The organism is Bacteroidia bacterium (genome assembly GCA_016218155.1).
In the GTDB taxonomy this organism is placed as follows: Bacteria; Bacteroidota; Bacteroidia; order Bacteroidales; family GWA2-32-17; genus GWA2-32-17.
This window is the reverse complement of the sequence record JACREQ010000008.1, coordinates 75,326-96,171: the sequence shown is the minus strand read 5'-3', so window position 1 is coordinate 96,171 and position 20,846 is coordinate 75,326. Positions and strand designations below refer to the sequence as shown.

General features: G+C 32.0%; 11 protein-coding genes. 6 read left to right on the top strand and 5 right to left on the bottom strand.

What is annotated here, in order from left to right; translation table 11 throughout:
* The first annotated feature begins 32 nt into the window (after window positions 1-32).
* From HY951_01065 to HY951_01045, 5 genes are all read left to right on the top strand, one after another.
* On the top strand, window positions 33-3,878 hold the full coding sequence (locus tag HY951_01065; GenBank protein ID MBI5538620.1) for an efflux RND transporter permease subunit: 3,846 nt from the start codon (window positions 33-35) through the stop codon (window positions 3,876-3,878).
* Window positions 3,879-3,886: 8 nt separating this feature from the next.
* Window positions 3,887-5,308, top strand: coding sequence for a TolC family protein (locus HY951_01060; protein ID MBI5538619.1), 1,422 nt, complete (start codon window positions 3,887-3,889; stop codon window positions 5,306-5,308).
* Window positions 5,309-5,315: 7 nt separating this feature from the next.
* Window positions 5,316-6,932, top strand: coding sequence for an efflux RND transporter periplasmic adaptor subunit (locus HY951_01055; GenBank protein ID MBI5538618.1), 1,617 nt, complete (start codon window positions 5,316-5,318; stop codon window positions 6,930-6,932).
* A gap of 32 nt (window positions 6,933-6,964) precedes the next feature.
* Window positions 6,965-7,303: a cation transporter gene (locus HY951_01050; protein ID MBI5538617.1), complete on the top strand. Its 339-nt coding sequence runs from the start codon at window positions 6,965-6,967 to the stop codon at window positions 7,301-7,303.
* A 91-nt stretch (window positions 7,304-7,394) separates the two neighbouring features.
* Window positions 7,395-8,813 (top strand): T9SS type A sorting domain-containing protein, encoded by a 1,419-nt coding sequence (locus tag HY951_01045; protein MBI5538616.1) that lies wholly within the window; start codon window positions 7,395-7,397, stop codon window positions 8,811-8,813.
* Between the two features lie 151 nt (window positions 8,814-8,964).
* On the opposite strand, the gene HY951_01040 is transcribed toward HY951_01045, so the two are convergent.
* The 4 genes from HY951_01040 to HY951_01025 form a co-directional block, all read right to left on the bottom strand.
* Window positions 8,965-9,819, bottom strand: coding sequence for a hypothetical protein (locus HY951_01040; protein MBI5538615.1), 855 nt, complete (start codon window positions 9,817-9,819; stop codon window positions 8,965-8,967).
* A 462-nt stretch (window positions 9,820-10,281) separates the two neighbouring features.
* A complete protein-coding gene (locus HY951_01035; GenBank protein ID MBI5538614.1) occupies window positions 10,282-12,327 on the bottom strand; it encodes a SpoIIE family protein phosphatase in 2,046 nt (681 codons plus the stop codon).
* 142 nt (window positions 12,328-12,469) lie between these two features.
* A complete protein-coding gene (locus HY951_01030) occupies window positions 12,470-17,182 on the bottom strand; it encodes a T9SS type A sorting domain-containing protein (GenBank protein MBI5538613.1) in 4,713 nt (1,570 codons plus the stop codon).
* Between the two features lie 92 nt (window positions 17,183-17,274).
* Window positions 17,275-18,222, bottom strand: a complete 948-nt coding sequence (locus tag HY951_01025; protein ID MBI5538612.1) for a PAS domain S-box protein — start codon at window positions 18,220-18,222, stop codon at window positions 17,275-17,277.
* 537 nt (window positions 18,223-18,759) lie between these two features.
* Between HY951_01025 and HY951_01020 the strand changes: the two genes are divergently transcribed.
* Window positions 18,760-19,923, top strand: coding sequence for an SDR family oxidoreductase (locus HY951_01020; protein ID MBI5538611.1), 1,164 nt, complete (start codon window positions 18,760-18,762; stop codon window positions 19,921-19,923).
* Window positions 19,924-20,028: 105 nt separating this feature from the next.
* Here the strand turns inward: HY951_01020 and HY951_01015 are convergent, their stop codons facing one another.
* Complete coding sequence (locus HY951_01015) at window positions 20,029-20,841, bottom strand: 4-(cytidine 5'-diphospho)-2-C-methyl-D-erythritol kinase (protein MBI5538610.1); 813 nt, start codon at window positions 20,839-20,841, stop codon at window positions 20,029-20,031.
* Window positions 20,842-20,846: the final 5 nt, after the last annotated feature.

Sequence of the window (20,846 nt, the reverse complement as noted above, 5' to 3'; positions counted from 1 at the left end):
TAATAATATAGACTTGTTTAATATAAATCAAAATGCTTAAGTTTTTAATAAAATATTTTCTTGAAAACAGGCTTGTAACAATACTATTATTGCTAATTTTTATAGTATGGGGCTTAGTTAGTTCTCCATTTAATTTTAATATTGGTTTTTTGCCACGAGATCCTATATCTGTGGATGCAATACCTGACATTGGCGATAATCAGCAAATTGTAGCAACTGAATGGATGGGACGTTCTCCACGTGATATTGAAGACCAGATTTCTTATCCGCTTACTTCTTCTTTGTTAGGAATCCCGGGTGTAAAGACAATCAGAAGCACTTCAATGTTTGGAATGTCTTTTATTTATATCATTTTTAAAGATAATGTAGAGTTTTACTGGAGCCGATCACGTATTCTTGAAAAACTTAATTCACTTCCATCGGGTACTTTACCTGTCGGAGTTCAACCTACGCTTGGACCTGATGCAACAGCTCTTGGGCAGATATATTGGTACACGCTTGAGGGAAGAGATACAAAAACCGGAAAACCTTCAGGTGGCTGGGATCCACAGGAATTAAGAACCATACAGGATTATTATGTAAAATATTCTTTGGCATCGGCAGAGGGAGTTTCAGAAGTTGCTTCAATTGGTGGTTATGTAAAAGAGTATCAGGTTGACATTAACCCCGATGCAATGAAATCATTTGGCGTTACTGTGATGGATGTTATGGAAGCCGTAAAGAAGAGCAATCTTGATATTGGTGCAGAAACAATAGAACTTAACAAAATAGAATATGTCATCAGAGGATTAGGATACATTAAAAATCTTGACGATTTAAGAACAGCTGTGATAACAGTCAGGGATAATGTTCCTATAAGAATTGGTGATGTTGCAAAAGTTTCTTTTGGTCCTGCTACACGTCGTGGTGGATTGGATAAAAGTGGAGCAGAAGCAGCAGGTGCTGTTATTGTTGCAAGGTATGGTTCAAATCCAATGGAAGTAATTAACAACGTTAAAGAGAAAATAAAGGAGATCGCACCGGGTTTGCCATCAAAGACTTTAGCAGATGGTTCTGTTTCAAAAGTAACTGTAGTTCCATTTTATGATCGTACCGAATTAATTAAAGAAACAATAGGTACGTTAGAATCTGCATTGTCTCACGAAATATTAATAAGTGTTCTGGTAATAATTATTTTGCTTTTTAATTTACGAGCTTCAATAATTGTTTCAGTTTTATTGCCCATTGCGGTTCTAATGACATTTATTGCAATGAAATTGTTTAATGTTGAAGCTAACATTGTAGCACTTTCGGGAATTGCTATAGCCATAGGAGTAATGGTAGATATGGGAATTGTGGATGTTGAAAATGTTATGAGGCATTTGGAGATGCCAGGAAATCATAACCTAAAGGGAAAATCGTTAATAAAACTGATTTATGATGCCAATATTGAAGTAAGAGCTGCTGTAACAGTTGCACTTGCTACAACAATAGTCAGTTTCATTCCTGTTTTTACTATGGAAGCCGCTGAAGGAAAATTATTCCATCCATTAGCTTTTACAAAAACATTTGCATTGCTTTCTTCTTTTATTCTTGGGATAGTTGTTTTACCCACATTTGCGTATTTTTTATATTCATTCCGTTTTGATCTGAGAAAATTTAATCGTGTATGGAACTTTTGTTTAATCATCTTGGGATTATTGCTGATAATTTTCTGGCATACATGGACTGCTGCTGCATTTATTTTGATTGGTGTAAATAATTTATTTGAATACAAATGGCCTGAGAACAAAAAGAAATGGACTAATTTTATTAATATAACGATTACTTCGCTAATTGTAATATATTTTCTAGCATACGAATGGCTGCCTCTTGGAGCACATAACTCAATAGTTGTAAATTATTTATTTGTTATGGGAATTGTGATGCTTATTTTAGCTCCATTGTTAATTGTTATACACTATTACGAACGAATACTTAACTGGTGTTTAAATAATAGATTGAAATTCTTTTTAATTCCGGTTTTTACTGTATTGTTTGGTGTTGTTGTATGGTTAGGATTCAATAAAAGTTTTGGATTTATTTCTACAGGATTTGAAAAAGTTGGATGGAATATTAACCAAACTTCTTTCTGGCAATCTGCTGAAAAAACTTTTCCCGGTTTAGGTAAAGAATTTATGCCGGCACTGGACGAAGGATCTTACCTTTTAATGCCAACTAGTATGCCTCATACTGGTATTGAAAAGAATATTGAATATATAAAACAACTTGACAAAAGATTAAACACTATTCCAGAAGTTGATGTTGCTGTTGGAAAATGGGGAAGGGTAAATTCAGCACTAGATCCTGCTCCAGTGCAGATGTTTGAAAATACAATTAATTATAAACCTGAATATGTTCTTGATAAAGATGGACATAAAAAACGTTTTAAGGTTGATGATAATTATAATTATGTCTTAACAAATGGCAAATTATTTAATCCAGATAAAGACGGATTTGGTAAAATTGACACTTCTCTTTTAATTCAGGATGAGGATGGCGAATATTTAAGGCAATGGCGTAAAGAAATAAAATCGCCAAATGATATATGGAATGAAATAGTAAAAGTAACAAATCTTCCGGGTTTGACTTCTGCTCCCAAATTACAACCCATCCAAACACGATTGGTGATGCTCTCCACGGGTATGCGTGCTCCAATGGGATTAAAAGTTTATGGACCAAGTCTTGAAACAATTGAAAAAGCCGGACTTCAGTTTGAGAAAATATTAAAAGAAATTCCTGATATTCAAGCCTCATCAGTATTTTATGATAGAGCAGTGGGAGCACCGTATCTTGAAATTAAATTAAATCGTGAAGCAATTGCAAGATATGGAATGAAGGTGAGTGATGTGCAAGATGTTTTGCAATCTGCTATTGGCGGAATGTCATTAACAACAACTGTTGAAGGTAGGGAACGTTTTGGTGTAAGAGTGCGTTATGCCCGAGAATTAAGAACTTCACCCGAAGATTTAAAAAGTATTTTAGTCCCTTCCATGTCAGGAATACAAGTTCCTCTGGGTGAACTTGCAGAAATTAATTATACACGTGGTCCGCAAATGATCCGTAGTGAAAATACTTTTTTAAACGGCTATGTTATTTTTGATAAACAATCAGATATTGCAGAAGTTGATGTTGTAGAAAAGGCAGATGCTTTTATTAAATCAAAAATTAGTTCTGGTGAATTAGTTTTACCTCTTGGTGTATCGTATAAATTTGCCGGGAATTATGAGCAGGAGTTACGTGCTTCAAAGCGACTTTCAATAGTAATTCCGATAAGTCTGATGATAGTGTTTTTACTTTTGTTTTTTCAATTTAAAACAGTTACTGCTTCTTCGATTCACTTTTCCGGTGTTTTTGTCGCTTTTGCAGGAGGTTTTATAATGATTTGGTTATATTCTCAACCATGGTTTTTAAATTTTTCTTTATCCGGTGTTAATATGAGAGATTTATTTCAAATACATCCGATAAATTTAAGTGTTGCTGTTTGGGTTGGATTTATTGCTCTTTTTGGGATTGCAACAAATGATGGTGTAATTATGGGTACTTATATTCATCAGGTTTTTGAGCATAATAAACCAGATACAGTGCAAGCTGTTAGGCAAGCTGTAGTAGAAGCTGGAAGGAAAAGAGTTCGCCCAGCATTAATGACTGCTGCCTGTGCTATTATTGCATTGTTGCCAGTGCTAACATCGTCAGGTAAAGGAGCGGATATTATGATTCCAATGGCAATCCCAACTTTTGGTGGAATGATAATTCAGATGATGACAATTTTTGTTGTACCTGTGTTGCAATGTGTATGGCGTGAAAGTGCAATTAAAAGACAAATCAAAAAAGAAAAACAAATGATAACTGATATTTAATAAATTATATGAACAAGTCTCTTAAAATATTATTTTCTTTAATATTCATTTTGTTTCAACAATATTCTGAAGCACAAATCAATGATTCTCTTTCTTCTTATTTGAAAATAGCAGTTGAAAACAATACAGGTTTAAAAGCAGAATTTTTAAAATATTCTGCCTCACTTGAGAAAGTTAACCAGTCAGGGTCTTTGCCAGATCCGCAATTGGATTTTGCTTATTACATTAATTCTATGGAGCAGATTTCAGGAAAACAAATTGCCGACATCAAACTCATGCAGATGTTTCCTTGGTTTGGTGCATTAAAAGCTGCGAAAGACGAAGCATCGCAAATGGCATATTCCAGTTTTCAAAATTTTCTCAGTTTTAGAAACGAATTGTTTTTTAATATTAAAACCAATTATTATAGTTTGTATCAAACTAAAAAGGAGATTGAAATAACAGAAAAGAATATTAAAATCTTAAAAACTATTGAGCAGCTTGTTTTAATTAAATACCAGACTAATTCAGGCAGTAGTTCCATAAGTACAGGGGTTGCTATGAATGCAGGTTCTGGTAGCCAGAGTTCGGGTAATTCATCAATGGGAAGCATGGGAAATTCCACTCAGCAGGGAGTAAATAATTCTTCAGGTAGCTCGACTTCTTCTATGCCTTCAACTGGTTCATCCATGTCATCTGGTGGGCAAAATCAAATGGTTAATTTGTTCCGAATTCAAATGGAAATAAACTCACTTGAGAATAATCTTGCTTTATTAAATGATAGATTAAACACTGATAAAATTAGTTTTAACAGATATCTTAACAGATTGCCGAATAGTGAAGTGTTTATTAACGATTCATTAAATGAACAGAAATTGCCCTTGAATATAATCTCTATGACTGACAGTATTTCAAATAACCCAATGGTAAAAATGTATTTGTCCGATTCAGCCGCTTATAATACCAGAATGAAAATGATAAAGAGAATGAGTTACCCAATGGTAGGTATTGGTGTAAATTATTCAATTATTAAGAAAATAGAGAACAGTACGAATATGATGAATGGTCAGGATATGATTATGCCAATGCTTACAGTTACTTTACCAATTTATCGCAAGAAATATAATTCAATGCAGCGTGAAGCTCAGTATTTACGTGATGCTGCAACATACTCATCAGCTAATGTGAAAAATGATATTTATGTTTCATTCCAGCAGGCATTGCAAAATTTAAATGATGCAGAACGAAGAATTTTACTTTACTCAAAACAAACTACATTGGCAAATAAAAGTTTGGAATTAATAATCACTTCTTTCTCTGTAAATGGTTCCGATTTCGAAGAAATACTGAGAATGGAGCAACAGTTACTCGATTTTGAATTTAAGAAAATAGAAGCCATAACAAATAAAAATACAATTATTGCTCAATTGTTATTTTTAACCGGAAATTAAGAATATTATGAAAATGAAAGCAAAAACAATATTATCGAACACTTATTTCAGAAGCTCATTGCTTTTGATTTTTGGGCTTTTTTTAGGCTGGTTGTTTTTTTATCATTCAGATAAGAACTCAACTAAAGAAGAAGTGAAAAAAGAAGAAAAATCGATTGTCTGGACATGTTCTATGCATCCTCAGATTAGGATGGATCATAAAGGGTTATGCCCGATTTGTGCAATGGATTTGATTCCTCTGGAACAGAATGTAAGCGAGATTAACGATAGTGCAATTGTTATGACTGAAGAAGCATTAAAACTTGCTGAAGTACAAACAGTAGTTGTTTCAAAGCAACAACCGATAAAAGAAGTACATTTATATGGAAAAATTCAGGCAGATGAAACATCAGTTCAATCAATACCGGCACATGTTTCCGGAAGAATTGAAAGACTGTTTGTAAAATACACAGGTGAAAAGATTAACAAGGGTCAGGTAATTGCAAGTATATATTCGCCCGAATTAATAAATGCCCAGAAAGAGTTATTGGAAGCAATTAAAATGAAGGATGTTCAGCCTTTACTTCTTGAAGCTGCTAGAGAAAAATTAAGTCAGTTTAAGCTCTCTGGTAAGCAAATTGAAGATATTGAGAAAAACGGTAAGCTAAAATCATTGGTTGATGTTATAGCTAATGCCTCAGGAGTTGTAATTACTAAAAAAGTAAATTCAGGTGATTATGTTCAAATAGGTACACCCTTGTATGAGGTTGCAGATTTAAGCTCTGTTTGGGCACAATTTGATGCTTATGAAAGTGATTTGTCTTGGCTAAAGGTTGGCTCTCAAATAACATATACTTTACTTGCTTTGCCTGGAAAAGAATTTAAAGGGAATATTACATTTATTGATCCGGTGATTGATCCTCAAACAAGGATCGCAAAAGTAAGAGTTGAATTAAATAATTCTAAAGGTGATTTTAAACCCGAAATGTTAGCTACTGGTATTGTTAAAGCTAAATTACCAAATTCTGGAAACAGTATTGTGGTTCCTCAATCTGCTGTGTTATGGACAGGAAAAAGATCGTTGGTATATGTAAAAATTCCAAATACTACCGAACCAACATTTATTATGCGTAATGTTACTCTTGGGAATTATCTGCAAAACAGTTATGAAATTATTGATGGTTTAAATGAAGGAGAAGAAATTGTAACAAATGGTACATTTAGTATTGATGCAGCTGCTCAATTGGCTGGAAAATCAAGTATGATGAATGCCGAAAGTGGAAATTCATCTGCTATGCAGGGAATGGATATGAGCGAAAGTTCAAATTCTGTAAATAATAATAAAGAAGAAATGAATGGCATGAAAATGGATGCAAATTCAGAGACTTCAACATTTAAAGTAAATGGCTTATGCGAAATGTGTAAAGACAGAATAGAATCTACTGCAAAGAAAATATCCGGAGTTAATTCAGCCGATTGGAAAACAGAAACTAAGATGCTTAAATTAACTTTTGATAAAAGCAAAACCAGTCTGGTTAATATTCAGAAAGCTATTGCTGCAGTTGGTCACGATAACGGAAAGTACAAAGCACCTGATGAAGTATATAATGGTCTTCCAGAGTGTTGTAAATATAGAACCAAGTAATTTTTATTAATATCAATTAAAATAAATTCAGTATGAAAACAAAAATGTTAAGTTTAGTATGTATGTTCCTGATTGGAACAATGACAGTTCTTGCTCAGGCTAAAACTGAGAAATTTAAAGTATATGGTAACTGTGGAATGTGTCAGACCAGAATCGAAAAAGCTGCAAAATCTGTAGTGGGTGTTTCTAAAGCAAAATGGAATAGCGATGATAAGATTTTAACGGTAACTTATGATATTGCTAAAACAAAAGTTATAGCCATTCATAAAGCAGTTGCAAAAGTTGGACATGATACAGATTTAGAAAAAGCTGACGCAATAGTGTATTCTAAATTACACGGATGCTGCCAGTATGATAGACCAACTAAGTAGGTAAATCGAAAATTCTTTTAATTGCGGATAATTTATTTTGTCCGCTAATATGTTATTTTTGAATTAATAAAAAATAATAAACTTGAACTATATGATAAATAAATTTCTCTCTATAGTATTTATGTTTATATCTGGATATTCATTTGCTCAATGTTCTGGATTAAGCAATACTGTTAATATAATTCAAGCTCCTATTGGTAGTCTTGTACCTGATGTTGTTATGGATAATAATGGCATATTGCATATGGTTTATGCTAAAAATCAAAATGCATATTATGTTAGATCAATTGATAATGGGACAACATTTTCTGTTCCTGTTAAGGTTAATTTAACTGGTAGTGTAGAATATAAAATGGGAGAGAGGGGTCCTAAGATTTCTGTAGGCAATGATGGCGTAATTCATGTTGCATGGATGGATCTTTGGTCATCAGGAGTTAATACATATGCTCGTTATACCAGAAGTACGGATGATGGTTTATCGTTTGAAGCTCCGAAAGCTGTATCCATAACAACAGGAATTGATGGAGTAACTCTTGCAGCAGATGGAAATAATAATGTAGTTGTATTTTGGCATATTATGGTGCCAGTTCAAACAACAATACCTGAAGCTACGTGGCTTCATATGTCAAGGTCTGTAAATAATGGTGTTAGTTTTATAACCGATACTAATGTCGTAATTAATAATCACAGCGGACTTGCATGTACAATGTGTATGACAAGGGCAAGGTTTGGGATTGACGGTAAAGTTTATCTTTTATTCAGATCAGCAGAAAATAATATCCGTGATTTTTATGTCCTGAAAGGTTATGCAACCCAAAATAATTTCACGGCAATAAGAGTGAATTCAGACAACTGGAATATAAATTACTGTCCAATGGTTGGTCCTGAATTGGAAATTAGTAATAGTGGACTTCAGTATTGTGCTTTCATGAGTGATAGTCATGTTTATTGGTCTGTATCGGATTCAAGCATTAGCAATTTCACACAGCATGTTGCAACACCGTTAAGTGAAACAGATGAAATTTATCCAACTGCAATTGCAAATAATTCTGGTAAGGTATTATTTGTTTGGCAAGTGGGTCCAATGTCTATTTCTGATAGCGCTACCGTTAAGTGTGCACTTTACAATTCAGATGGATCTTATACTGGTCAGGAGTGCACCATTGGAAGAACATTTTCAGGAACGAAAGCAACTGCATTTGTCGGAACAGATGATAATTTTTATGTAGTTCTAAATACAAATAACTTGGCTAATAGCATTATTGATAATAAGTTGTCAGATATTTCCATTTTGTCAAATCCTAATGAAGATTTGGTAAATATTACGGGAATTAAATGTAAAACAAGAATTAGTATTTATAATATGTTTGGCCAAATTGTTCAAGATGAAGAAGTATTAGGTAATACAATTATTAGTACAACTGAATTTATAAACGGGATTTATATAATTGAAGCAATCAGCTCTGAAAATAGTGAATGTAAAAAGCTATTGATTACAAAATTTAGGTAGTGTGAAGAATTTTTACTTGGTTACTACATCTATACTTTTTCATTTGCTGCAAATGGGTTAATTTGTATAACAAGTAAGAATAGAGTATGTACTCCATATTGCTTACAAATCTAAATTAGACATTTTTTCATATTTTGATAGGAAACTATACCTATCCTGCTTTCAAATTCTGATTAGTTTGATTAATATTCAACTGTAGTATTTTATTCTCTCCAGCGGGGTCGGTATGCAAGTCAGCATAATATTTAAGTTTTTCACCCAATTTCTTCTGATCTTCTTCTGACATATGGTCAAACAATCCGGCAAATTCCTTTAATACAGAAGGTAGCTCTGGTTTATTATTTTTTTTGGCAATAAAATATCCGGCAATAAGACCAATACCACCCGATATGACCGGTAAAAAAGGCTTAATCTGCTCCCAGAACGGCTTAGGCTCGCTTTCCTTGCGATCTTCTTGGATTTTTTTGGATTTACTTTTAGCAATACTAAGTTCCTCTTTCAACTGCTGAATTTTTTCATCTTTGTGTTTTGATTCATTTTGCAGAAGTTTCAGTTCAATGATGGATTCAGTCCCTTCAAGGGTTTTTTGTTGAAGTTTTTCTCTTTCATCCAGCACCTTACTTTTTAAGTCAAGAATTTCCATTTTTTCATTAAAAATTTCTTTTTCCTGCTCCTTTATTTCTCTTTCCTTTTCCAGTAAGGATTTATTCTTAAAAGAAAGCTGTTCTTCCCACTTCCTGAGCCTCTTTTCAGTATTTATTAGCGCATTATCTTTTGCTGAGTCTGTGTGTTCAGAATTCTGTACACTTTTTTGTACAGACTGCACATCAGAATGTACATTTTCGTTTTCTTCAAGTTTTATAGTACATAAATCCATAATAATGGCAGCGAGAGCAGGCTTTTTACCTGTTTTTATTCTGCGTTTCTCCTGTTCGGCCTGTAGTCTTTCATATAAGTCCTGTGGCACTTCAAGACGGATTCCGGTTGTATTAGCTATATTATTCATAATTTTTATATAATTTTGAGCAAATTAATTGTGAAACTGATTATAGGATTGACTTAAGCTTATAGATAGCTTGTAAATCCTGTAAGAATAGGTTCGAATTGAGTGCCGTGAGGTTCACCACTTGGGACAGTTCTGATTTTAAACAGAACTGTCCTTTTTTATTTCTTCCAAAAGGCTTATTAATGTTTAGCATCAGGAGAGGAGGGCAACTATGTTAATTTTAGGGGTTCGATCATTTTCTCCATAAATTTATATTTTTCTTGGGTAGATCGAATCTGTTTTCTGAGAATGCTTATATAGTGCAGTATTTGAGAAATGTAACTGTAAGTTTGAATAAAGGAAAAAATGTAAATAAATTGTTCGTATATGTCTTTATTTAGTGGTTATTCAATCTAGATATTTTTTAGATAATTCTTTAACAGAATTAAAAAAAAACAGTTTTTGAAAAAACAAATTGAAAAATTAATTATTTATATATTTTACTCCAATTACTAAAATATCATCAGTTTGTTCACACTTTCCCTTCCACTCAATTATTTTCTTGTTTAATACTTCTTTTTGTTCACACATTGGTAATTTATTAACTTCTGTTATAAATTCTCTGAATTTTTTGGTTTTTAATTTTTCATTTTTTTGTCCACCAAATTGTGATGCATATCCATCTGAAAACAAATAAAAAGAATCACCGATATTTAGTTGATATTCATTAAGTGTAAATGGTATATTATCATTTGGGTGAATTCCGACCGGCATTCTATCACCTTTAATTTCAATAAAAGAAGAATCGGCATCTTCGCTTTCTTTAAAAATCCAGATAGGATTATTTGCTCCGGAAAACTGTATTAGTCCGTTTTTTTCATTTAATGAAACACATGAAATATCCATACCATCCTGGGTTTCATAATTATTTTTAGTTTGCTGTAATGCAAATTTAATTTGATCACGCAAATTATTTAATATAATATCTGTTTTTACTATCCTTTCTTTTAATATAATTTCATTTAAAAAACTTACTCCAAGCATACTCATAAAAGCACCAGGTACTCCGTGTCCAGTACAATCTGCAGCAATTATAAAAATAGTATCCTGAATTTTCTGAATATAGAAAAAATCACCACTTACAATATCACGAGGTTTAAATAAAATAAAATTCTCGGGAAGCCATTTGTCTATAAATTTTGATGTTTGCAAAATTGCAGTTTGTATTTTCCGAGCATAAACAATACTTGCAGTGATTTCATTATTTATTTCTTCTACTTTTTGTTTTTGCTTTGTGATTTCATTGTTAGAATATTCTAGTTGGTCATTCTGAGTTTTTATTTCTTCGTTTTGTTGTTCAATAGTAGCAGTTCTTTCTCTTACTTTTTGTTCAAGACTTTCATAAAATGATTTTAAATTTTTAGCCATATAATTAAAACCATTTGCTAAATTCTCAAATTCATCTCTAGAATTAATCAAAATCTGTGTGTCGAACTGCTGTTCACTCATTTGATTAATCCCTTTATTCAGTCGTTTAATTTTTCTTATAACAAATTTCTCTAAAATAAATGGCAAAACAAGTAACACAATTAAAATTGATAGAACAGATATAATAATTGATACCCAAGTAACTGTTTTTTCGAGAGTTTTGAGTTCATTTTCATACATGTCAACAAAGACAAGTCCTACTGGCACATTGTTGGAATCTTTTATAACACCGTACGCTGAAATACATTTACCATAAATAGTATTTACTAATGAAGAATCTATATAATCTTCACCACTATCAATAATTCGTTTATATTTCTTAATGTTTTCCGGTATGTCCTGTAGTAAATCTCCAGGAATACTATATGGTCCTCCTGCAAAAGAGATAGAAGTTAGAAGTTTTAAATTATTATTACCTTGAGTGTATATATGTGTTATGTTACGAGAAAGAGAATCAAGAGTAATAGAATCTACCTTAACTTTAAATGGATTATGGCTAATTATTTCAGCATATTTATATTCATTAAAATATATAATATTTCCACTAACACTAATTTGAATTTCAAAACTATCAGTACTAATTTTCAGCTTATTTATATATTCTTTTCCATTATAAAAATAAAAAGGTTGAGAAGTTGAATCAAAATGAATTTCAAAAGCAAAATCATCTGTTTCTACCCAAAAAATATTTTCCTTAGAGATATCACCATCTACACAGTAATAAAATTTGTCCTCCTTTTTGTTATAATTTGCAGTATACAGATAGGTAATTGAACTATCACGATCTTTCATTTTTTTTAGAAAATGAAACATATGTTGATATTCTCTTGAACGAGTATCACAAAGAGAATCCATATTTTTATGTATATCGCCATCAATGCCACCTGCAATTGATTTTGCAAAAGTAAGTTTGTTCTCTTTATAACTTGAAAAAAATATTTTATAAGTCGCATCATAAATAAAATAAGTTAGAAGTCCTATTACTGCTATGTTAAAGCCTATTACAAAAAAGAAAAGCTTCCACCGGACAGAAATTTTCATTTTAATTATTTTATTTAAATTTTAGAAACAAATATATAAAAGATAATTTATTGTAATATGTTCTGATATAATTACATTAATTTTTATAAAAAAGAAAGAGGCTAATAAATACATAGCCTCTTCCTAACATTTCCAGTAAAAATTATTTTACAATCTGAATTTTGAACACATTAGATTCTGTTTTAGTATATAATTTCACAAAATAAATTCCGGAATTTAAATTTTCTAAATTCATTAAATGAACAAGGCTACTTATTTTATTCTCATTATACACTACTTTACCAGTAATATCTGTAATTAATATACTCTCTATTTCGTAAGTTGATTTAATGTTGATTAAGCCATTTGAAGGATTTGGATAAATACTCACAATGTTATCGTATTTATTCTCAACAATACCAACAGTGTTGTCTATAACAAATACTGCCTCAACTGATACGTCACCAGTAATAGTTAAATTAATAGGATTATTTGTTGTTTCTAAGCTATTAACAATCCATTTTTGGAAAACCATTCCAGGGTTTGGAGTTGCTAATAATGAAATTGTTGAACCATGTGCAAAATAATGTGTTCCTGCAGGAGGATTTGTGATTCCATTACCAGTTACACTTATTGTTACAGTATCCTGTGGAGTTGATGTAGCAGTAAAATATGCTTGTGCTGTTACATCAGAAATAATTGTTAAGTCTACATTTTGTGTAAAATATTCCACTGTATTTATTACCCATTTTTCAAAAGCAAAACCTGGTGCCGGTGATGCATATAAATGTAATACAGAACCATCGTGACAAATATGGATTCCTTCTGAAGGATATGTTGTTCCATTTCCCTGAGCAACAGCAACGCTTAACGAATGAGTTTCTACAAAATTTGCAATTGCTGTAGTATTTTGTGTAATTGTTATAACAGTATCAAAATCTGTTATAGTTTGTCCATTGATTACCCAACTAACAAATGCGTTGTTTAGGTCTGGAATCGCAGTAAGATTAACTGTACTTCCCTGGTTATAAACATATGATCCAACCGGAGGTATAGATGTGCCATTTCCTACATTAGAAATTTGCAGTGTAAATTGTGGAGAGATTGTTGGAATAAAATAAGCAGTAGTGGTAATATCAGTACTCATTGTTACCTGAATAGCCTGAGTTGTAAATTCATCTGTTCCAACTATCCATTTTTGAAACACATAACCTGAAGCAGGAGATGCAAATAAAATAACATTTGAACCTTCCTGATATGGATGAGTTCCAACAGATACATTAGTAGTTCCAGAACCGTTAACCGCAACTGTAAGTATATTGTTATGGTAGAAATGAGCATTTAGATAAACATCCGATGAAATCTGATCGTCGCAAGATGATTTTAGTGTAAACTTCAATCCGCTATAGGTTGATGCAATTGGACCTTTGCTAGCTGTTATTGTAGCATTTACACTACCCCCAGGAGCGATTGTATAAGGGTAAGGGACATTACCTACAACCGGGCTTCCTCCAATAGTTAATATTGCACCATCAGGATTACTGGTATGATCAAAAATTAAATCATATGTCATTGTTTCATTGCTTTGGCTAGTATTACTTAATTGCAAAACAAATACAGCTTGCTGAGTTTCTTCAACAGTTTGAGAGTATGTATTAGAAATTAACTGTACCCCCTCGCGTGGTAAAGTACCTTCTTCCCATGGGCAGCTTGAACGACCTGCAACTAATTTAAAAGTGGGCACTCCATACACTTTATCTCTTTTTATATCAACTGTATAACTATCACCTAAATCATCATCTGAAAGCACATACCCAACTGTTGTAGTTTGAGTTGAATCTGTAGAAACGATACTTCCCCAAGTAGATCTTCCGGAAACTGCAACTCCACCATAAAGACCAATTCCAGCAATAGAAGCCCCAATATCAACAGCAACCCCATAATTAATATAAAAATTAAAATCGAAAGAGTTAGATTCTGTTCTTGATGTTTCAACCGAATGATCATAAACTACACCTCCACTAAAAGTTCTATTCTCTATAAAATCAGCATTAGTAATATTATAATGATTACTATCAACTACCTGTTGCCAAACATTTAATTGATTACTAAAAAAAGCAGCCGAATCAAGTACGTTAATACTGGTGTAATGATCTGCAATACTCTGTAATTCAGGAATAATAACATCAGTTATATGAGATTCGGTATACATAAAGGTTGTTGAAATACCATCGGGTTGCATCATCAGTGTATTAGATATATCAATTTTACATGAATCAAAATCGTATAAAACAACATCAGAAACAGCATATAACATATTTATAGCACCTCCTATATAAACATCACCTGCTCCACCAATAATATCTACATTTCCAGAAGTCTGAAACATATCTGTTGTGGTTGATGTTATAACAGAAGCATCGGAAGTTAAACCGCCTGCACCCGTTCCAAATGATCCAGTAATATCTAATTGATTTGAAACTTCAACACTAACTTCTGCAACAAGTCCTACGGAGGTAGATATAGAAGGTCCTAACTGAGCTCTTATATATGTATCAACACTTCCTTCCTGTAAAAAGCTTGTGGAAAATGAATTTGAAATACTTGTATTCTGTGATAGATAGCTATAACTATTATCTCCGGGAGGATTATGTAAAATATGAAATGGCATTTGTGGTGTTGTTGTTGTAAATGTTTGCGAACGTGGTCTATGTCCAATAACAATTACATCAGAGTATATTGTGTCTGTTTGATTATCCCTGCAAAGTATTACCTGAATAAATTTCTTGTAAGGTGCAATAATATTTGGAGTACCTGGTGTCATTACATAATGTATGGTATCACCTTGATGATAATATAAGGTATCATGATTTACACTAACTCCAAGAGAAGAAATATTTTCCGAAATAGCAATATAACCGTCACCTGCGGGACAATTTGTACCATTAAATGATTCAAATGCATTAAAAACCAGATCGTATTGTGCATTCTGTTGCATTACAGGAAGAATTTCTCCTGAACATGTATGATAATCACTTAGCCCTGTCATTTGTAAAACAGGTAAAAGCCTGTAGACAAAATCCATAGTAGCAGTGTCATTATGGAAGTAAGGTTGATTTGACGAAGTTAAATCGATCATTCGAGGAGTAGAGAAATAAGCAAGTCCGTTTACTGAGGATAGAATTGTTTCATTAAATGAGGTAAATTCGACTACTGAAATCTTAATATTTCTGGCAGGTAAATTAATTGAATAAAATCCATTAACATCTGTCAATGTTGAATCGACAAAACAACCTGCTTCCTCTGATTCAAACCTAAGTTTGGCAACTCCAATATAACTATTACAACTTGCTGAAAAATATCCTTCTAGTGTATAATTTGTTATATCATCAAAATCAACATTGGTTACGTCTGCCGTAACACTCACTACACTGTCTATTGAATTAAATGTATGATTCTCAAGAAAAGGTTTAATAGTGTATGTTCCACCAATTGCAATTGTTAAATTGTATTCTCCATCAGCATTTGTAGTTACAGCAGTAGTATCGTTATTAAGAATTAATCGAACCCCGCTCATTGGACAAGTACCTTGACTAATAGTTCCTGAAACAATAAATGACGACAAATCAGTAAAATTAGCAGTAGCTGCAGCACCAGAATTTAATGTTACAATTGTTTGTGTTGGGCTAAATGTTCGACCTGCCAAAGTTGGCGTAACAGTAAAAGATGCACCCTGAAAATAATAAATATTCGGAATCTCATAATGTCCGTTTGCATCAGTTATTGAAGTATAAGTAGTGGTGGTATCAGATGGAAGAGCCGATCCCTGTAATTTAACAACAATTAGCACATTTGGAACACCAACACCAGTGGGGTTACTACCAGTGCTAGGTGTTTTAACATCTCCAACTATTCTTCCATTTGGCAGAGTTTTACCAAGGGCGTATTTATAAAACTCATTTGCTGTGCCTGGATTTACCTTAAGCTTATACAGATACGTATAACCAGCAATTAATCCACCAGAAAGAAGATCTTCATGAGATATATATGTGTTAAATGTACTACTATAAATTAAGCCAAAACCTGGAGTTGGTGGCACATTTGATCTATCAATAGCATATCCACTAGGCGAGTTTGTTCCACTAAAATTGTTCCATGTTAGAGTAATTTTGTTAGCTAAATTAGTTGTGGCTTGCAGGTTAAGGTTAAATGTAGAGCCTTGATCACCAGTAACCGCAGGAAGTTGAACTCCATTTGCAACTGCTCTAACCGTATAGGTTTTAGTCATTCCTTGTGAAAGCCCTGTGTGAGAATAATTAAGTTGTGTGCCTGGTACATTAGCTAGAAGAGTGGTACCATTTTCATAAACATTATATGATAAACTATTGTAACAAATTGTAGATATTCTAGACCATGTAATATCTATTTTGTCGCTGAATTTATTGTCGGTTGCCTGTACGTTATTAATAGGCTGATTTGAAGGAATTGTTACCGAAATCGTACTTGAAGTTACAGTATAATCACAAAAAGCACCTATATGTCGTATAGTTGCATAAATTGAAAGCACTGTTCCCGGAGCATAATTTGAGATATTGAAGTAATTGTATCCATAAATTCCATCAGGACTATTCCATGAACCATAATATGATTCGGTTCCGTTTATATAAATCCTAACATCATTATAATATTTTGTTAAACAAGCGTTGTCATCGCCACCCCAAGCAACTTTTAATTTATTGCAACCATTATCTACAAAAAAACCTGCATCAATACCAAATTGAGCATTTGCTTTTATATTAATCGATAAAAAAACAAACAAAAAAACAGGTAACAGTAAGAATTTTGAATTAATGCAATCTTGAATTTTCTTTTTCATATATTAAGGTATTTAGATATTTCATTCACAAAACTATATATTATAAATTTTATAAAATCAATAAATACCTTATAAAAACCTTAACAAAACAATTATAATTGAATAATAAATTTATAAAGGTTTTCTGAAGTAGATAATCCCAGTTTTTTTCTTAATCGTGACCTGGCAACCTGAATAGATTCTATTGAATTTTGTGTTAATGCTGACATTTCTTTTGAAGAAAACCCAAGCTTAACGTATGATAATATTTTGCAGTCTGTTGGTGATAAGCTTGGGAATTTTTTTGAGAGTAATTTTAAATAATCTTGATTTATTTCTTCATATCGGTTTTGAAAATCTTTCCAATTTATTAGCTTTAATGATGAAGTTATCTCGGCAATTAGTTCACTCAACTTTTCATCTTTTGTATTATTAATACAGTTTTTGATTAATTTAAGTTCGCTTAATATTTTACTGTGAAAAATACTAAGTTGTTTTAACATTAATGCGTTTGTTGTCAATTCTTTTTTTCGTTTATTAAGCAAATCGTCAAGATCTTCTATTAATTTGTCTTTTATAGAATTAAGATGAAATAATTCTTCATTCTTAGCATTAATTAACTCCTCTATTTCTTTTTGCACAGTGATATCTCTTACATTTACAACAACAGCATTTAATGCGGGATTGCTAAGGTGGTTCTGACCAACTGCCTCCATCCAAATATATGGCTTAGTTTTATGAATATGTTTGTATTGAATTTTAATAACTTTGTCTGGGTTTTGCAAAACATCACCCCAAGCCTGCATTACTTTAGGTAGGTCTTCAGGAATGATTACTTTTGAAAACGGACCAAGTAGTTCCTCTATAGAGTATCCAGTTGTTTTTTCAGCTGCATTGTTTAGGAAAACTTGATTTCCTTCAGCATCAATAAGACAAATAGAATCATTTGAGTTTTGAATAAGTAATTGAAATAATTGTTTGCTTGACAAAAGTTCAAATTCTATTTCATTTTTTCTAAGATTTAACTCTGCTTTATCCGAATCAGAATCTATTTTTTTCATTTTAAGTTTTCATTTTTTTGTAAATATATATAAATTCCTTTTTCGATATTATCAGACCGTTGCAAAATTCCTTTACGTCCATTGCTAACTCAGTTAAGCGATTTATGCGTTTTTAATAAGATTATTTGGCTCCTCACTATGATGAAGATTGCTTTAAGCTTGAAATGACTAACGGCTTTTTAAAGATAATGAACGGATTGAGTAGCGTGTGGTTAACTATGAAGTTAAATTCTAGGAAAAACATTGCATATTTAATAATTGAGCTATACTCGAAAAACTGGAGAAAAAATTAAAAGCAAATCATTAAATGATTCTTGCTTTACTTTCAGAATTAGTAACAGAGTAGATCTCTTAATTTGAATCCCTTCTGTTTTACTTTTTTGTACATAAGTTAATGTTTTGCTATGTAGCTAATTATCTATTCATTGTTGAAAGAAAACAATATTTAGTTTAGGCACCCATGATGAGAATTATTTCAATTTTACTTATAATTGCAGAAAATATGGGTTTTAATTTTTTTTGAATAATATATTAAAGATGAATTTATTTCTTACTGGTGCTACAGGATTTCTTGGAGGAGAGTTATTGATCACATTATCTAAGCGCACTGATATAAAAAAGATTTATTGTCTTGTAAGGGCAAAAAGTGAGGAAGAAGCGAATAAAAGGCTTAAACATGTATTTGATCTTCATAATGATTTGTATCAACCTGAAAGAATTATACCAATTATAGCCAATCTATTAGATGATGATTTAAAATCTAAGCTTTTTGCAATAAAAGAATTAGAAGATATAAACCTAATAGTTCATTCCGCAGCAAACACCTCATTTTCAAAAAATTGTGACGATCAGGTAAAAAAAGTAAATATTGACGGATTAGAGCATGTTTTAAACTGGGCAAAAGAACTTAAAAATTTAACTACATTCTGTTATATTGGAACTGCAACAATTTGCGGTAAGGATAATAAAGATAAAATTATTAAAGAAGAAGAATCACCAAATACCTTAGCTCATCATTTGGTTACATATACTTATACCAAAATGAAAGGTGAGATGATGTTAAGTAAATATTTACCTGAAGAAAAAATATTAGTTGTTCGCCCTTCCATTATTATGGGTGATAGTGTTAATGCAATTCCAAGATCATCTGTAATTCTTTGGACTCTGGCTGCATTCAACTATTTGAGATTAATTCCGGTAAACAAATTTTCGAAAATTGATATTATTCCTGTTGATTATGCAGCAAATGCAATAACAGAATTGTTGTTTGTAAAAAACAGATCGTATAGTGTTTATCATGTTTCGGCAGGAGTTGATTCTGCTACTAACAGTGAATTATGTTGTCAGAAAATTGAATCTTATTTCCCAAATAAGCCATCTCATGAATTTGTTCAGAGGAAACTTGCAAATAATATGAGATTTTGGGCAAAAGGTAGAAATGAAGATATAGGTGATTTAGCTAATTTTCCAAAACATTTGGACTATTGGGAATCTATTTTAACAGAAAAAGGCAGGCTTAGAATTCTTTTTGCCGGCTTAGAACCATATTTTGATTTTATTGAATTAGGTCAGGTTTTCGATAATACCCGACTTTTAAAAGATATTACATTACCCAAGCCAAAACCTGCTCACGAATATATTATAAATAATATTGAATTTCTAGAGTCAATTGATATTTACGAGGGGGCTATTGATCCTTGATTCCGCTTTTTAATCATCCTGAGTGATTGTAATGAGCATGAAGAAGGACTCGAAGGATGATATGTAAATTCACACTTCTGGTACATCAGAGTGACAACTATACTTTTAAATAGTTTTTCCTTGCCACACAAAGCACGAAAAATGTTTTGTGAAATCTTCTTTAGTGTTTTCGAAAATCCCATATACAGCTGAACCGCTTCCTGTCATTGAAGCATAAACAGCACCAAGTTTATACATTTTATCTTTTAGCTCTTTTATTTCTGGATAAACTGAGAAAACAACAGTTTCAAAATCATTTTTGATAATATTTTTCCAATATGTTATAGTATTTGAATTTAAAAGTGATTTAAGGTCTCGTCTGTTAGATTCGGGAATTGAATTTTTATATGCCCAAGCGGTATTAATGTGGATGCCAGGATGAGCTATAACTATTCTATAATTTGTTAGGTCTATTTTAAATTCTTCTAATATTTCACCTCTGCCATAAGCCATGCAAGGCTTATTGTCAATAAAAAATGAACAATCACTACCGATTGTTGCAGCATAATCTTTTAATTTATTTTCAGAAATATCAAGATTAAAAAATTTGTTGAGAGATTTTAATAAAAAAGCTGCATCGGCAGATCCACCGCCTAATCCGGCACCTGTTGGAATTGCTTTGTGCAAATGCATTGAAACAGGAGGTAGGGGGTATCCTTCTTTTAAAAGTTTGTATGCTTTTGTGCAAAGATTATTGTCTGAATTAACATCAAGCACAATACCTGAACATGTGAATGAAAATTCTTCTGCTTTAATAAACTCAAGTGAATCGCACAAACCAACAGGAATCATTAATGTCTCAATATCATGAAATCCGTCATCTCTTTTTCTCAAAATATTAAGACCGAGATTAATTTTAGCATTAGGGAAAAAAATCATAACAA

Bases quoted from the DNA above. Each gene is read 5' to 3' on its own strand.
- HY951_01065 (MBI5538620.1), top strand. From the start codon at position 33: ATGCTTAAGTTTTTAATAAAATATTTTCTTGAAAACAGGCTTGTAACA.
- HY951_01060 (MBI5538619.1), top strand. From the start codon at position 3,887: ATGAACAAGTCTCTTAAAATATTATTTTCTTTAATATTCATTTTGTTT.
- HY951_01055 (MBI5538618.1), top strand. From the start codon at position 5,316: ATGAAAATGAAAGCAAAAACAATATTATCGAACACTTATTTCAGAAGC.
- HY951_01050 (MBI5538617.1), top strand. From the start codon at position 6,965: ATGAAAACAAAAATGTTAAGTTTAGTATGTATGTTCCTGATTGGAACA.
- HY951_01045 (MBI5538616.1), top strand. From the start codon at position 7,395: ATGATAAATAAATTTCTCTCTATAGTATTTATGTTTATATCTGGATAT.
- HY951_01040 (MBI5538615.1), bottom strand. From the start codon at position 9,819: ATGAATAATATAGCTAATACAACCGGAATCCGTCTTGAAGTGCCACAG.
- HY951_01035 (MBI5538614.1), bottom strand. From the start codon at position 12,327: ATGAAAATTTCTGTCCGGTGGAAGCTTTTCTTTTTTGTAATAGGCTTT.
- HY951_01030 (MBI5538613.1), bottom strand. From the start codon at position 17,182: ATGAAAAAGAAAATTCAAGATTGCATTAATTCAAAATTCTTACTGTTA.
- HY951_01025 (MBI5538612.1), bottom strand. From the start codon at position 18,222: ATGAAAAAAATAGATTCTGATTCGGATAAAGCAGAGTTAAATCTTAGA.
- HY951_01020 (MBI5538611.1), top strand. From the start codon at position 18,760: ATGAATTTATTTCTTACTGGTGCTACAGGATTTCTTGGAGGAGAGTTA.
- HY951_01015 (MBI5538610.1), bottom strand. From the start codon at position 20,841: ATGATTTTTTTCCCTAATGCTAAAATTAATCTCGGTCTTAATATTTTG.